Origin of the sequence: Lachnoclostridium sp. An14 (genome assembly GCF_002160755.1) — a bacterium.
In the GTDB taxonomy this organism is placed as follows: Bacteria; Bacillota; Clostridia; order Lachnospirales; family Lachnospiraceae; genus Lachnoclostridium_A.
Window position 1 is genome coordinate 176,139 of record NZ_NFLE01000002.1, and the last position, 14,449, is coordinate 190,587.

Genomic DNA, 14,449 nt, shown 5'->3' on the forward strand with positions numbered 1-14,449 from the left:
CTCAAAACGTACGCGCTGCAGTACACCCGCGCCGGAGCGCGGCTGCGCCAGCGGCCAGTTTCCCATGGGCGGAGTACGCCTCCCGCCGGAAACTTTGATGTTATAGGAAACGCAGTTTCCTCCTACTATGACATCCGAAAGGAGAACCCTATATGGACGCAATCCGCGTAACCCACGTGACAAAACAATATCCCAACGGCGTTTTAGCCCTGAAAGGCCTGAGCCTGTCCGTACAGACGGGAGAAATCTTTTCCCTGTTAGGCCAAAACGGCGCCGGAAAATCCACCCTGATCCGCATTTTGACCACATATCTGCGCCCCACCTCCGGGGAAGTCACCGTCCTCGGCCGCGACGTGGTCAGAGAGGGAGCCGCCGTCCGCTCCCGCATCGCCTGCGCCGCCCAGCAGGTTTCCCTCGACTCCCACCTCTCCCTGGCGGAGAACATGAGATTTCAAGCCCGGCTGTACCGGATCCCGAAAGAGGAGGGAAAGAGGCGTATGGAGGAGCTGATTTCCGCCTTCGGCCTGGAGGAATTTCGGAACCGCCCGGCAGCCGCCTGCTCCGGCGGCGTGAAACGGCGGCTGGACATCGCCCTGGCCATCCTGTCCCATCCGGGCATCCTGTTTTTAGATGAGCCCTCCGCCGGCATGGACGTCCGCTCCCGGCTGACCATGTGGGAAATGTTAAAACAGATTCGGAAGGAGTTTGGCACCACCATCCTTCTGACCACTCATGACCTGGAGGAGGCCGGCTGCCTAAGCGACACCGTCTGCATCATAAAAGACGGGAGGGAGGCGGCTCAGGGATCGCCGGAGGCGTTAAAATCCGTCCTTCGCCGGGATATGGTCTGCGTCCAGTTTTCCTCCGGGGATGAGGCCAGACGGTATCTGCCTCTGTTTTTGGAGGAGTTTCCCCAGAATAAGCCCTTCGTCCGGGACCGGGAGATCTTCTGGAACGCCGCTGGGGGAGACGGCGGCATCGGGCCGGCGGCGGCCTTTCTTTTGCGGCAGCGCCTCCCCTTTGTGGGGGTGCGGATCGCCAGGCCCTCCATGGAGGACGTGTTCCTGCGCCTGACCCAGGAGGAAATGAGAGAGGAGGAAACGACATGGACACGCTGACGATTTTCCGCCGGGCGGTGGGCTGGCGGTTTCACAACAGAATTACCATCGCGGTTACCCTGCTGCAGCCAGTGCTGTGGCTGGTGCTCTACAGCCTGACGGCCGGCCCTGCCATGAAACTTCAGGGAATTGAAAACTATACCGCGTTCCTCTTTCCTGGATTGGTGGTGCTGGTGAGCTTTTCCGCCTGCGGCAGCGGCGGGATGATGAACTATATGATGAAGGCGGACGGCAGCTTTTACCGCATTCTCACCGCCCCCGTCCGGCGGGGCTCCATTGTGCTGGGGCAAATGCTGGAGGCGGTGCTGTGCTCCCTGTTTGAGGTGGCGGTGATGGCGGTCATCAGCCTGTTTTTCTCCGTAAAATTCCCCCAAACCCCCGGACGCCTCGCCCTCCTTCTGGTTCTTGCCGGCTGCGGGGCCTTTCTGACCGCGGGCCTTTCCTACGGCATCAGCCTGGCTCTGCCCAATGAGATGATTTACGAGACGGCCATGAACGCCCTGGCGCTGCCGGTATTCTTTCTCAGCGCGGCCCTCTTTCCCGCCAGTCAGGCCCAAGGGGTACTGAGCATCCTCATCCGCCTCAATCCCTTCACCTACCTGATCGGCTCCATGCGCGCCCTCATGCTCCGTGGGGAGATCCATCCCCGGGAGACTGCCGCCGTGATCCTGGGCTTTCTCCTTCTGGGCGTCCTCGCCTTCCGGTGGTCGGCGGGACTGCTGGAAAAGGAGACACGGCGGTAAACGGCTGCAACGCCGCCGCGAAATCCCGCGGAAATACTGCCCTCACGACACAGAAAAAGACCGAGGAAAACCGGTTCAAGCGTTCACAGCTCCGGTTTTCCTCGGCCTTTCTTCTTATTTATATGAGTTTAAATCTTTTATATGGGTGTATACCAGTTTCCCCGCCGCCCTGCTGCCGCGGTTTTTCTGAACCGTTCTCCCTTTTTCTAATGCCCGTCCCACGTCCTCTGCGCCGGAACCACCATCAGCTCCACTCCTGTGGCCCGCACTGCCTCCTCCATGGCGGGATCCAGGCCGCTGTCGGTGACTATGGCGCTCACCTCCTGGAGGGCGCAGATCTTCACCAGGCTGGCCTTTCCGAATTTGCCGGAATCCGCCAGCACCACCGTCTGGCTGGCCAGCTGCCGCATCTGATTCTGTACCCTGGCCTCGCTGAATCCCTGGTCCGTCAGTCCCACGGAGGGGTGCACGCCGCTCACGGACATAAACAGCACGTCAATGTGAAGGCGGTCCAGCATGGTGGAAAAATCATTTCCCAGGGACAGCTCCTCCTTATTTAAAATCCCTCCCACCAGAATCACCGTAAAATCCGGGCAGTTCACCAGGGCCAAGGCGTTCTGGATGGAGTTGGTGATCACCGTGAGGGAGCGGAACCGGACAGCCAGCTCCTTTGCCATCAGCAGGCTGGTGCTGCCGTAGTCCAGGGCCACCACCTGCTTTTCCTTCACCAGGCCGGCCGCCAGGCTGACTATGGCGGATTTCTCCTCCATCCTCTGCGCGTTGCGCGCCTCTAAGGATACGTACGTCTCCACCGGTTCCGCCACCAGTTTCTGAGATACCGGCACGGCCCCTCCGTGTACCCGCTCCAGCATCCCGGACTGTTCCAGGCAGTCCAGATCCTTCCGGACCGTCTCCGAGGAAACTGCCATCACCTCCACCAGCTCCGAGGTACGGACCGTGCCGTCCTTTTTCAATAATTCCATGATCATTTTGTGCCGTTCCTGCGCCAGCATGATTTTCCCTCCCCTTTCGCTCTGTCTTCTATTGTCTGAAAGCGCCGTGTATTCCGCCCCTTTTTCCGCCGCAAACCGGTGGGGACAGGGGCCGTTTTCACGGCCGGATTTTTCCCATCACCATTATAACCAAATAAACGCCCCTTTTATAGTATCATATTCCACAAAATTTCTTTTTATATTTGGATATTTCGTTGAAAATCTGTGTTTAATTGTGTTTATGCTTGATTTTCCAACAAATAGCAGATATAATCAAACCACATTTACAAATTCGTTGCCAAATTCCCAAGAAACAGCAGCAAAACGAAAGGAGAAAAAAGAAATGAGCAATGAAATGAAATCAAAAGCAATGAAGGCAGCGCCTAACCGCTGGTTTGTGTTCTGCATTCTCACCTTGTCCGGAGGAATCGCCTTCAAGCTGTCCTCCATGAAGGATATGTTCTACGTCCCCATGCAGCAGTTCATGGGGCTGACCAACACCCAGATCGGCGGCGCCTTAAGCGCCTACGGCATCGTCCAGACCATCGGACTGATCGCCGGTATTTACATCTGCGATATGTTCAGCAAAAAGTATATGATCGGCGGCTCTCTCATCGGCCTGGGCGCTGTGGGCGTTTACCTCTCCACCTTCCCCGGCTACTGGGGATTCCTGGTGGGATTCGGCATCATGGCCATCCTGGGAGAAGTCACCTACTGGCCCGTGCTTTTAAAGGCCATCCGCCTGCTGGGAGATGAAAAGACCCAGGGACGGATGTTCGGATTTCTGGAAATGGGACGGGGCATCGTGGACGTGATCATCGCCTCCACCGCTCTGGCGATTTTTAAGGCCATGGGCGAAGGCGCTCCCGCCCTCAGAGGCGGGCTGCTGTTTCTGTCCGCGGCCACTGCCGCGGCCGGCGTTCTCTGCCTGATCTTCGTTCCCAACGATGAAAAGCGGGTGAGTGCCGACGGCAAGGAAGTAAACAAGGCTCAGGCTGCCTTCGGCGGTATGATTCAGGCCGTAAAAAGCGTGGACATTTGGGCTGTCGCCCTCAATGGATTTGTAGTATATTGTATTTACTGCGGGCTGACCTACTTCATCCCCTTCTTAAACCAGATTTACCTCCTTCCCGCCACCGCCGTGGGAATGTACGGCATCATCAACCAGTACGGCTTAAAAATGGTGGGCGGCCCCATCGGCGGCTTTATGTCCGATAAGGTGCACAAGTCCGCCGCCAAGCACATCCGGGTAGGATTCCTGGTGTGTGCCATCGCCATGGCCCTCTTTCTCATGGTGCCCCATCAGTCTCTGGGAGAGAGCGGAAACTGGATTCTGGGAGCGGCCTGCACCCTGAGCTTTGGAGCCATCGTATTCACCATGCGGTCCGTCTTCTTCGCTCCCATGGATGAGGTAAAAGTCCCTGCGGAAATCACCGGCGCGGCCATGAGCTTAGCCTCCCTGGTGATCTACCTGCCAAACGCCTTCGCCTACGTGATGTACGGCAGCTTTTTAGACCGCTATCCCGGCATGGCAGGGTTCCGCATTGTATTCACCATTATGATCGGATGGGCAGTCATCGGCCTGTTTGTATCCACATTCTTGATCCACCGGATCAAAAAACACCAGAAAAACGCGCAGTAAACGGAAATAAGGAGGACTGGAAACATGATAAAACTGGGATTGGACACGGAGAGCCTTCACCTGTGGTTTCAGAATAAGCGGATGGATATTTTCGGATTCATCGAGACGGCCCACGAATTCGGCCTGGACGGGGTGATGATCAACATCATCAGCGACTACGGCTTAGACCCGGAGTGGGGCACCCTGGAAAGCTGTGACCCGGAACACCTTGCCAAAGTAAAGGCGCTCCTGGAAAAGTACCATATGTACGCCGAAATCGCCACCAAAGGCATCACCTACAGCCATCTGGTAAAGGTGCTGGACGTGGCGGAGGCCATCGGCGCCGACATTATCCGCACCTACATTCCCATCACCTTAAACAGCGATCAGGAGCGGAAAACGGGAGGAGAGGGAAAATACGACCTGGGAAAAATCCGTCTGGACTTTGATCCCGCCGTGTTCGACCAGGCAGTGGCCACCCTCCAGGAAATCATCCCGCAGCTGCAAAAGCGCCGCATCAAGATCGGCCTGGAAAACCACGAGTACGAGACCTCCGAGGAGCTGGTGGACGTGGTGAAACGGTTAAACAGCCCCTGGATCGGCCTGCACTATGACTTCGGCAATTCCATGATGGCCTGGGAAGACCCGGAAAAGGCGGCCCGCAACATGGCCCCCTACACCGTGACCACCCATTTTAAAGACCATATCGTCATCCCCTGCCCGGAGGACAAATACGGCTACGTGGTCTGCGGAGTGCCGGCGGGTGAAGGACATATGGATCTGCCCCGTCTCCTCTCCGTGCTCCTAGACCACTCCTCCATCACCCGTCTGAACGTGGAGATGTGTTATCCTTACTGCGCCCAGTTTAAACGCTCCCCCGGCGCAGGGGGCATTGATCACGTGGGAGAAGGCTGTTTCGCCGTGGAACCGCCCCTCTTTGACCCCCAGGTGATCCAGCCCAGCCAATACTACTATCCCCAGGAAATTTCCCAGGAGCTTCTGGAGGAATTTCTGATCAAACAGATGGACGGCGCAAGGGCCAGCGCAGAGTACGCCAAAAAGCTCTGCCGGGAATACGCCGGCCGCTGACTCTGTTAAAGGAGGACCGCCATGGACCAACTGTTTCGCGCTCTGACTGCTTTTGACAACTGGCTTTGGGGCAACTGGCTTTTATTCGTACTGCTGGGGGTTGGCCTTCTGTACACGGCGGTGACCGGTTTTGTACAGATCCGCCACTTCCCCTACATATTCCGCAAATGCCTGCTGGAACCGTTAAAATCCCGGCAGGCGGATCCCAGGGAGGCCGGCTCCATTTCCTCTTTTCAGGCACTCTGTACGGCAGTGGCCTCCTGTGTGGGAAGCGGAAACATCATCGGCATTTCCACTGCCGTCCTGGCCGGCGGCTTGGGCGCCATTTTCTGGATGTGGGTGGCGGCGTTTTTCGGCATGGCCACCAAATACGGGGAAATCATCCTGGGACTGATGTACCGGGAAAAGGACGAGGACGGCGCCTGGGTGGGCGGCCCCATGTACTACATCAAAAAAGGGCTTAAGGCTCCCTGGCTGGCGGCCCTGTGCGCCATATTTATGATCGTTCAGATCATCGGCGGAAACTTCATCCAGTCCAACACCATCAGCGGCGTCATGAAGGAAAGCTTTTCCGTTCCTTACCCGGTCACCGGGGCGGTCCTGGTGATTTTTATCTTCGTCATCACTCTGGGCGGCTTAAAACGGCTGGCCCATGTGACCCAGCGGCTGGTTCCCTTTATGGCGGGCCTTTACGTGGCCGGCGGCCTTCTGATCATCCTGGCAAATATCTCCCTGGTGCCCGGCGTCCTCTCCTCCATCGTAAGAGGGGCCTTCGGCCTGGACGCCATGGCAGGCGGGGCGGCAGGCAGCATGATCATGGCCATGCAGCGCGGCGTGGCAAGGGGGCTTTACTCCAACGAGGCCGGCGAAGGCTCCGCGCCGGTGATCCACTCCGCCGCCTCCGTCCGCCATCCGGCCGTACAGGGCATGACCGGCGTGATCGAGGTGTTTCTGGATTCCTTTGTGATCTGCACCATCTCCGGCCTGGTCCTCGGGGTCACCGGGGTGCTGGAGACAGGCGCCCCCGCCAGCGTGCTGGCGGTCCACGCCTTCGGCTCCATCTGGCCGCCTCTGCGGTATGTGGTGTCCATCAGCATCCTCATGTTTTCCAGCACCACCCTCATGAGCCAATGGTATTTCGGCTTTGTGGGGCTGAACTACCTCTTTGGACGGCGGGTGGCGGAGAAGTTTAAATACGTGTTTCCCCTGTTCTGCATCGCCGGGGCCATGGCGGCCATCGACCTGGTGTGGACGATCCAGGACATCGCCCTGGGCCTTCTGACGATTCCCAACCTGGTGGCCATGATTTTCCTGTTCCCGAAGGTGCGGGCCGCCTCCAGGGAATTCTGGCAGTCGCCGGAACGGTTTTCTTCTTAAGATCGAAGGAAACGGGCGAGACCGCGCAAAGGGCCATCTTCCTCCGCCCGGAGCCCGTCTCCCCCGGTACTGCCGGTGTGCTGATGGGAAGGAAATGGTTTATGACGTGAGGGATGTGTGACAAGTTGTTGTCACACATCCCTTTTCTTTGATTTGTTTGATTATTCTGTGGTTTTGGTTTTGGCCGGACTAGGCCTCCTCTTTCCCCAGCAGCACCTCCACTGCCTCCCGCAGGGTTTCTACCTCTCCCACATTCCCTGGGAAAATCACGTAAGGGATTCCGGGAAAAGTGCTCTCGGAACCAGTCTTCCAGACCGGGATTCCAAGGCGGATCTGCCCCAGAACCGTGGCCTTTTTCACCCGCAGCGCCTTGGTGCCCACATCACTGGAGGTGATCCCTCCCTTGGCCACCACAAAGGCCGGAACTACCTTCAGCTTTCCCACCAAGGACTGTACCGCGTCGGAAATCTTTACAGACCGGAGCAGGGCCTGCTCCGGAGTATCTCCTTCCAGGGACAGCAGGCGGCGTTTCGTGTAGACTACCACGGTCTTTCCGCCGGCGATGAAGGCCTCCTCCTTTGCCACCGTAGCCTCCACTTCCTTGGCGAAGGCCTCGTCATCCAGCACCAAATCAGAATTAAACTCCAGAAACTCCACGCCCTCCAGACGCTTTAACTCCTCCAGCTGGCTGGTGGTCTTCTGCGTGTGGGAGCCTACCACCACAATCCCGCCATGACTGGTCTCCGTCTTCACCATCTCACTTCTGGTTAAGAGGGCCTTGTCGGAAATTCCCGCAAACTCCTTCACAAACCCGGCGGCAGTGCGGAACAGATACCGGCGGCCCTGAGCCATGGCCCGATACAGGCAGGTGCAGAAAATCTTCAGATCGCAGGCGTCAACAGCGTTTACCACCACCTTGCCGTAATCCTTCACAGCCAGCAGTTTCTCCGTAATCCCTTCGTAGTCCAGCCCCCGCAGCTCCTCCAGCGAAATCTCCGTCACGTCCTCCTTCCGGTAAACACCGCCGGTTTTTTCCTCTATGTATTCCCGAAGATTGGAGGACCGGTATCCAAAGGTCTTATCCTTCGCGAACTCCGTCTCCCCGGCGGGAATCAGTTCTTCCCCGTACCGGACATAGTGGACACCGCCTATGGTGAAACGGCCGCCTTCTTTAAAATACGGGCATAAAATCTCCCCGTCCACAGGCCTTCCGCCCTCCTCCATGGTCTGGCGCAGCAGATCTGTCTCCAGAGGATAATGGCCCCGCAGCGTGGAATCCCCACGGCTTACGATCACATAATCCCGCCCCAGCTCCCTGGCCACCTCAGCCACAGTCCGCCCGATCTCCAGGTGGGCCCTGGTGGTCTGATCCACTGTAAAGCCTCTGGAATTGGTGAGAATGTAAAACGCCCGATTTTCCTCCTCAAACCCCGCCCGGACACTCTCACGGGTCCAGTCCGTATATACGGAAATGCCGTGGACCGTCTGCACGCCGGTGGGATCGTCGTCCAATACGATAATCTTATGGTGATCCTTCTGTATCTCCGTTTCCAGAGCCGCTTGGACAGCGGCCCCGTCTACCCTGGGAAATTGTTCCAGTATTTCCGCTCTCATATCGTTTCCCCCTTATCGGTTGATGTTTAGCCACGCCCTGGCCTCCGCCGGTGTCATGGGCTCCTTGTCCATGGCCCGCAGAAGTTTCACCGTCTTCTCCACCAAAGGCACGTTGGTCTCCGCCTGGGTGACGGCGTCCAGATAACGGCTGTCCTCAAAGCCAATGCGGACGGTTTTTGCCCCCATGCCCACAGCTCCCGCGATCAGGGAAAAATCCCTCCGGTTGGCGTGAGTGATGCCCCAGACAGCCTTTTCCGGGATCATCTGGATCATGGCGGCCAGAGCCTGGGGCGTGGCCGGGGCCTCGCCCTCATGGCCCAGCACGATACTGAACAGCACCGGCTCCACAAAGGAATATTTCTCCATCAATTTTTTCATCGTCCAGGTGTGGCCAATTTCAAAGGTCTCCACCTCCGGAGTCTTTTTCTGCTTTAAAATCTCCTGCACGCAGTATTCCACATCGTCGATGGGGTTGCAGTATACCGCCTTTCCCAGGTTCGTGGAACCCACATTTAAGGAACAGGCCTCCACCAGATCGGAATACAGCGGCACGCACCGCTCTTTCATATTCAGATTAGAGACGCCGCCGGTGGAAACTTCAATGATAATGTCCGAATCCCTGCGGATCATCCTTAAAGTCTCCTCCAACAGGCTCATATCCGGAGTCAGATTCCCCTCCTGATCCCGCACGTGCAGGTGAACCATAGCGGCTCCTGCCTGGTAGCAGTTATACACGTCCTCCGCGATCTTCTCCGGAATGATCACCTTGTCCGTGGCCGCTACCGGCGCCACCGAGACCATTACTTTATTGTCCATATTGCTCATCTGATATACAGCCTCCTTCTTCTTCCGTTTTACTCATACAGCACCTGGGCGATCAGCACCAGAGGCTCCTGCCCCTCGCAGGCAATCTCGTGGGTGTCTCCCGGCTGGGCGGCGATCATGTCGCCAGGTTCCAGGTGCTGAGTCTCCCCATTAATTTTATGGACAGCCCGCCCGCTGACAATCACCATGGTTTCCATTTCCCGCTCATGGGTGTGGCTCCCGATGGTGACGCCGGGTTTTAAGGTGTGACGCACGTAGGCCCTCCCTTTTCCCATCATTTCCTCCGGGGCGTATAACAGCTTTTCCATGAAAACGGTTCCCTCCCCGCCCATACAGCCCTCGATGGGAGTCACCTCCAACTCCTGTTTTTTCCTATAAATCATAACAAGGTCCTCCTCCTATCCATTTTCTCCGCAGCCGGAAACAGTACGCGGCAGAATGACATAAAAGTGTACGCAGCAGCGCACACTGGCGCCGCAGCGCGGCTGCGTAAACAGCCATTTTCCTCTGCGCGGAATGCCCCTCCCGCCGGAGGCTTTTGTGCCATAGGGGACACAGTTTCCTACTACACCAGAAAAGCGGCAGATATTGGTACTCCAACATCTGCCGCCTGTCTTATTCGTTCAACTGCATCCAGTAATGGTAATGCTCCTCCACCACCTCGGAGATCTTAGCCGCGTCCCGCTCCCGCAAAAGCCGCATGATCCTCCGGTGCAGGTCCAAAAATCGCTCCTGGGCCCCCTCAGTGAGAAACCGGTCAATGGTCATGGTTCGGGAGCGTCGGGTCACCTTGTCCACGTAGTTGCAGATCGCCTCCAGCATGGTATTCTCCGTGATTCCCACGATGGCCATATGAAAGGCCACATCCGTTTCGTAGATTCGGCGCACCTGCACCTCCTCGGCCTGAAACTCCCGCTCCAGGTCCTCGAATGCCCGCTCAATCTCCTCCATCTTATCATTCTGCATTTCCTCTGCCTTCAGTTTCTCAATGGCCAGCTGAAGAATCCCCACGTCGATCACCTTCCGAAGTCCGATGATCTGGCTGCTGGCATCCTTCTGCAGAATGATCCCGTAGAGGACAGGATAAAGCATTTTACTGTCGTATTCCTGGCTGACAAATGTTCCTTCCGCCCGCCGGATGTGGACGACCCCATAGGCCTCCAGTATTTTCACCGCTTCCCGGACAGAATTTCTTCCGACGCCCATGGAGTCCGCCAATTCGGCCTCCGTCGGCATCTTATCTCCTGGTTTCAGCTCTCCATTGATGATCGCGTTGGTGATGTTGTCCACGATCTTTGTCACAACGGACTTGCCGCCCACGGATTCTTTCAAAAAACTTCTGGTTTCCATTCTGCCCCTCCTTCACGTTTCATGCTTTTTAGTATACAACATCTAAAAAGGAGGCGCAATCATTCTTTACCTTTTTTAAGGTTCCTTCCCTTAAGCTCCCGGGATCAGGCAGGTGGCCAGCCACGGTACGTACGTGATCACAAACAGGGCTACCAGGGACATAAGCAGCAGAGGCACCATCTTCCGGCAAATATCCTCGAACTTCACCTGTCCGATGTCCGCGGCCACATAAAGGTTGGGGCCCACCGGCGGCGTCACCTGACCGATGGACAGGTTCAGCACTAGGATCACGCCCAGATGGATCATGTTAATATCCAGAGCCTTGGCGATCGGCATAATAATCGGCACCAGGATGTAAAGGGCACTGGTGTTGTCCATCACGCAGCCTGCGCACAGGAACACGATGTTGATGATGAACAGCATAACGTACTTGTTGTCCGTCAGAGTCAGAGCCATCTCCGTCAGAGAGGCGGCGATCCCCTGCTGAGTCAGCACCCAGGAGAAGATCCCGGCATTCATGATGATTAACAGAATCATACCGGTGGTCTTAGCCGTGGAAAACAGCGTCTCCTTTAACTCCTCCAGATGGAGCTCCTTGTAAATGAACACTCCCACAATGAAACTGTACACCACAGCCACTGCCGCGGCTTCCGTGGGAGTAAAAATTCCGGCGTAGATACCGCCCAGCACGATCACCGGGCTTAAAAGTCCCCAGACGGTGTCCAGGAACATCTTCCAAAGCTCACCGGCAGTGGCCCGCTTGGTATCGCCCTTCCAACCATGCTTTTTCGCCTGGACCCAGACGGCAATACAGAGCATCAGGCCGAAAATCAGCCCCGGAACGATACCGGATAAGAACAGATCCCCGATGGATTCCCCGGTGATCATACCGTAAATGATAAACGTAATACTGGGCGGAATCACCGTTCCCAGAGAACCGGAAATGGCGGACAGCGCGCTGGAAAAACCGGCGTCATAGCCCTGGCGTTTCATGGCCGGGATCAGGATAGAACCCATGGCCGCCACGGTAGCCGTACCGCTGCCGGAGATCGCCGCGAAAAACAGGGCCGTCACCACAGCCACGTAGCCCAAACCGCCGTGCACCGGGCCGATGGCACTGTCTGCCAGGCGGATCAGACGTTTGGAAATACCGCCCTTGTCCATAATGGCTCCGGCCAGCACGAACAGGGGGATGGTCAGCAGGGAAAACTTCTGTACCGTGGCCTGCATCATAGCCGGAACCACGCCCAGAGGAGATCCGGCTGCCAGCAGGGTCAACATACTGGAAACGCCCAGCACAATGGCAATCGGGATGCCGAGGGCGATCATAATCGCCATAGAACCAAAGAGAATTGCCGCTGACATACTACTCACCCTCCTTCGCTAATTTCACTTCGTACTGCACCATGCGGATAATGGAAAACACCGCGGACAGGGGGATCGCAATCCCGATCAGCCACTGAGGCATTTCCAGAACGCCGGTGAGCAGGTTATAGTGATACTGACGATATACCATCTCCACGCCCCAGATAATCCAGATCGCGTAGTTGGCACAGCAGAGCAGCAGCCGGGCCATCCGATATACCTTTTTCTTCATGCCGATAAATTTGTCAGTCAGATAGTTAAATCCCATATGGGAGTTGGTCTTAAATACACTGGCGGAGGCCAGGCAGCAGACCCACACAAACATGGTCGTCACCAGCTCCTGCGTCCAGGACATATTAAACCAGGTGATCTTTCTGGAGAACACGTTCATGAACGTGACCAGGGTCATGATAATGAGCGCGATGGAGCAGAGATACTCCTCCAGATTCTCCCAGAAATCGTGAAACAATCCGTTTTTCTTCATCTCATTCTCTCCCCCTTACTCTTTGTAGCCGCCGGTAAACAGGTCGATCACGTCCTGTCCCACTTCTGCCGCGTACTCGTCGTAAATTCCAGCGCAGGTTTCCTGGAAATCAGCCTTCTGTTCCTCGGTCAGCTCCGTAATCGTAGTGCCGCCCTCTCTCAGTTTCTCAATGATCTGGCTCTCGTTATCTGCCAGATAGTCGTTGCCCCAGTCCAGAGCCTCCGTAGCGCACTCCTGTACTAAAGCCCGGTCCTCCTCAGACAGCTTGTCCGCAGTCTTCTGGCTCATCACCCAGATGGTGGTGTCCCGGACGCCGTCCCAGAGGGTCACATACTGCTGCACTTCCGCGAACTTGGAGGAATCAAACACGGCGATGGGATTCTCCTGGCCGTCGATGGTCTTCTGCTGTAAGGAGGTGTACACCTCGGAAAAGTCCATGGCCGTGGGGTTGGCCCCGAAGTAGTCCCGGTACAGAGTGATAAAGATATTGGCGCTGGGCACACGGATATTCATGCCCTTCAAATCCTCCGGCTTGGTAATTTCCATTTTACTGTTGGAAATCTGGCGGGAACCGGCGTTGTTGATTCCCAGCATCACCATCTCCATCTCGTTGCACCAGGTGTTCACCTCGTTAAACACCTTTTCGCTGTGGCAGAAGGTGAGAAGATCCTCCTCCGTGGGGAACAGGAACGGAAGCCAGAAAGCGTAGAACCGCTTGTCAAAGTTGGCAATGTTAGGCGGCGCGCAGGAGTGGATGTCAATATTTCCAGACTGTACCAGGGAAATGGCCTGGGTCAAGTCTCCTCCAGAAAGACCGCAGTTGGAATAAACCTCCACATTGATCCTTCCGCCGCTCTTTTCCTCCACCAGACGCTTAAACTCCATGGCAGTGAGATCGCTGATGGAGCCGGGGCTCTGCGTGTGGGTAAAATGCAGGGTGATTTTTTTGTCCTCCGCCGAACCGCAGGCGGCCAGGGACAGCGCCATGGCAGCCGCTAACGCAAGGGCGGCGATCTTCTTCAGTCTTTTCAGAATCATAATTCTTTCCCCCTTTTTCCCTGTGTTACAGCAAACCTTTCTTTACCAGAGCATCCTTCAAGGCCGCCGCTCCAAATCTGGGGCTGGAAAGCACGGTCTTTCCAAACTTATCGTGGATATATTCTTCACAGTAGGCCATAGAACCCTGAGCAAACAGGATTACATCCACCTGATCGGCGATCTTCCCGGCATACTGGGTCATCAGCTCCTTAAACTGCTCCTGATCCAATCCAAAAGCGCCGTCTACCAGGGCATCCACCAGCTCTACACTGCGGTTCATCTCCCTGGCTACCCGCTTGATCGTGTTCTTGGTAGGCTCTAAGGTGGTGGGCAGTGTGGCCATCACACCGATCCTCTTTCCTTGGCGCACCGCCTCCCGGCACATCTCCTCATCTACCCGGACAATGGGGATCCCTGTGTATTTCGCGATGTCCTGAGCCGCGTCCGCTACCTCGCCCACGGAAGAACAGAGATTTAAAATGGCATCCGCGCCCGCGGAAACCGCCTCCATATACATTCCCACTAAGCGGGCCGCCGGAGGGGCCGTCACGTAACCGGCATCCCGAACTTCAGCTAAAATGGAAGGATCCTGATAGCTGATCACCTCCGTCTCTTTTGGAAGCACCGCCCCCACTTCCCGCTCCACCAGCTCAATCAGCTCCGGAGTCGTGCTGGTATATACCAGTGCTACTTTCACATTCATGATTCTTCTCCTTTCTGCCCTATCACGCCCAATGTTGAATCTCTTTTCATCCAACATCCTACGTTGGTTATGTGTATAATATACTACATCCTACGTTGGATGTAAATGGAGAAATTGCCAAATTTTTATA

14 protein-coding genes are annotated in these 14,449 nt (G+C 56.2%); 5 read left to right on the forward strand and 9 right to left on the reverse strand.

Annotation, left to right across the window (positions count from 1 at the left end; all coding sequences use genetic code 11):
• The first annotated feature begins 152 nt into the window (after positions 1 to 152).
• Both B5E84_RS02315 and B5E84_RS02320 read left to right on the forward strand, forming a co-directional pair.
• Positions 153 to 1,118 carry an ABC transporter ATP-binding protein gene (locus B5E84_RS02315; RefSeq protein ID WP_087218631.1) on the forward strand — a complete coding sequence of 322 codons (966 nt, stop codon included), beginning with the start codon at positions 153 to 155 and terminating at the stop codon, positions 1,116 to 1,118.
• Positions 1,106 to 1,861 (forward strand): ABC transporter permease, encoded by a 756-nt coding sequence (locus tag B5E84_RS02320; protein ID WP_087218634.1) that lies wholly within the window; start codon positions 1,106 to 1,108, stop codon positions 1,859 to 1,861. The genes B5E84_RS02315 and B5E84_RS02320 overlap by 13 nt, the downstream gene beginning before the upstream one ends.
• Before the next feature lie 206 nt (positions 1,862 to 2,067).
• Here B5E84_RS02320 and B5E84_RS02325 read toward each other — a convergent pair whose 3' ends face one another.
• A complete protein-coding gene (locus B5E84_RS02325; RefSeq protein WP_087218637.1) occupies positions 2,068 to 2,874 on the reverse strand; it encodes a DeoR/GlpR family DNA-binding transcription regulator in 807 nt (268 codons plus the stop codon).
• Between the two features lie 322 nt (positions 2,875 to 3,196).
• Here B5E84_RS02325 and B5E84_RS02330 point away from each other — a divergent pair, with 322 nt between their 5' ends.
• From B5E84_RS02330 to B5E84_RS02340, 3 genes are read left to right on the forward strand one after another with little or no spacing between them, the layout of a single operon-like run.
• Positions 3,197 to 4,495: an MFS transporter gene (locus tag B5E84_RS02330; protein ID WP_087218640.1), complete on the forward strand. Its 1,299-nt coding sequence runs from the start codon at positions 3,197 to 3,199 to the stop codon at positions 4,493 to 4,495.
• A gap of 24 nt (positions 4,496 to 4,519) precedes the next feature.
• Positions 4,520 to 5,563: a sugar phosphate isomerase/epimerase family protein gene (locus B5E84_RS02335; RefSeq protein WP_087218643.1), complete on the forward strand. Its 1,044-nt coding sequence runs from the start codon at positions 4,520 to 4,522 to the stop codon at positions 5,561 to 5,563.
• A gap of 21 nt (positions 5,564 to 5,584) precedes the next feature.
• Positions 5,585 to 6,940 carry an alanine/glycine:cation symporter family protein gene (locus B5E84_RS02340; protein ID WP_087218646.1) on the forward strand — a complete coding sequence of 452 codons (1,356 nt, stop codon included), beginning with the start codon at positions 5,585 to 5,587 and terminating at the stop codon, positions 6,938 to 6,940.
• A 189-nt stretch (positions 6,941 to 7,129) separates the two neighbouring features.
• Here the strand turns inward: B5E84_RS02340 and B5E84_RS02345 are convergent, their stop codons facing one another.
• From B5E84_RS02345 to B5E84_RS02380, 8 genes are all read right to left on the reverse strand, one after another.
• On the reverse strand, positions 7,130 to 8,554 hold the full coding sequence (locus tag B5E84_RS02345; protein ID WP_087218649.1) for a four-carbon acid sugar kinase family protein: 1,425 nt from the start codon (positions 8,552 to 8,554) through the stop codon (positions 7,130 to 7,132).
• A gap of 12 nt (positions 8,555 to 8,566) precedes the next feature.
• The gene (locus tag B5E84_RS02350; RefSeq protein WP_087218652.1) at positions 8,567 to 9,379 is read right to left on the reverse strand and encodes a beta-keto acid cleavage family enzyme; all 813 of its coding nucleotides are present in this window, start codon (positions 9,377 to 9,379) and stop codon (positions 8,567 to 8,569) included.
• Positions 9,380 to 9,408: 29 nt separating this feature from the next.
• The gene (locus B5E84_RS02355; RefSeq protein WP_087218655.1) at positions 9,409 to 9,762 is read right to left on the reverse strand and encodes a cupin domain-containing protein; all 354 of its coding nucleotides are present in this window, start codon (positions 9,760 to 9,762) and stop codon (positions 9,409 to 9,411) included.
• 232 nt (positions 9,763 to 9,994) lie between these two features.
• Entirely contained in the window at positions 9,995 to 10,729 is a 735-nt protein-coding gene (locus tag B5E84_RS02360) for a FadR/GntR family transcriptional regulator (RefSeq protein WP_087218658.1), read from the reverse strand.
• Positions 10,730 to 10,819: 90 nt separating this feature from the next.
• Positions 10,820 to 12,094 (reverse strand): TRAP transporter large permease, encoded by a 1,275-nt coding sequence (locus B5E84_RS02365; protein WP_087218661.1) that lies wholly within the window; start codon positions 12,092 to 12,094, stop codon positions 10,820 to 10,822.
• A 1-nt stretch (position 12,095) separates the two neighbouring features.
• Positions 12,096 to 12,578 (reverse strand): TRAP transporter small permease, encoded by a 483-nt coding sequence (locus B5E84_RS02370; RefSeq protein WP_087218664.1) that lies wholly within the window; start codon positions 12,576 to 12,578, stop codon positions 12,096 to 12,098.
• A 15-nt stretch (positions 12,579 to 12,593) separates the two neighbouring features.
• Positions 12,594 to 13,613 (reverse strand): DctP family TRAP transporter solute-binding subunit, encoded by a 1,020-nt coding sequence (locus tag B5E84_RS02375; protein ID WP_087218747.1) that lies wholly within the window; start codon positions 13,611 to 13,613, stop codon positions 12,594 to 12,596.
• Positions 13,614 to 13,641: 28 nt separating this feature from the next.
• Entirely contained in the window at positions 13,642 to 14,313 is a 672-nt protein-coding gene (locus tag B5E84_RS02380; RefSeq protein ID WP_087218750.1) for an aspartate/glutamate racemase family protein, read from the reverse strand.
• Between the last annotated feature and the right edge of the window lie 136 nt (positions 14,314 to 14,449).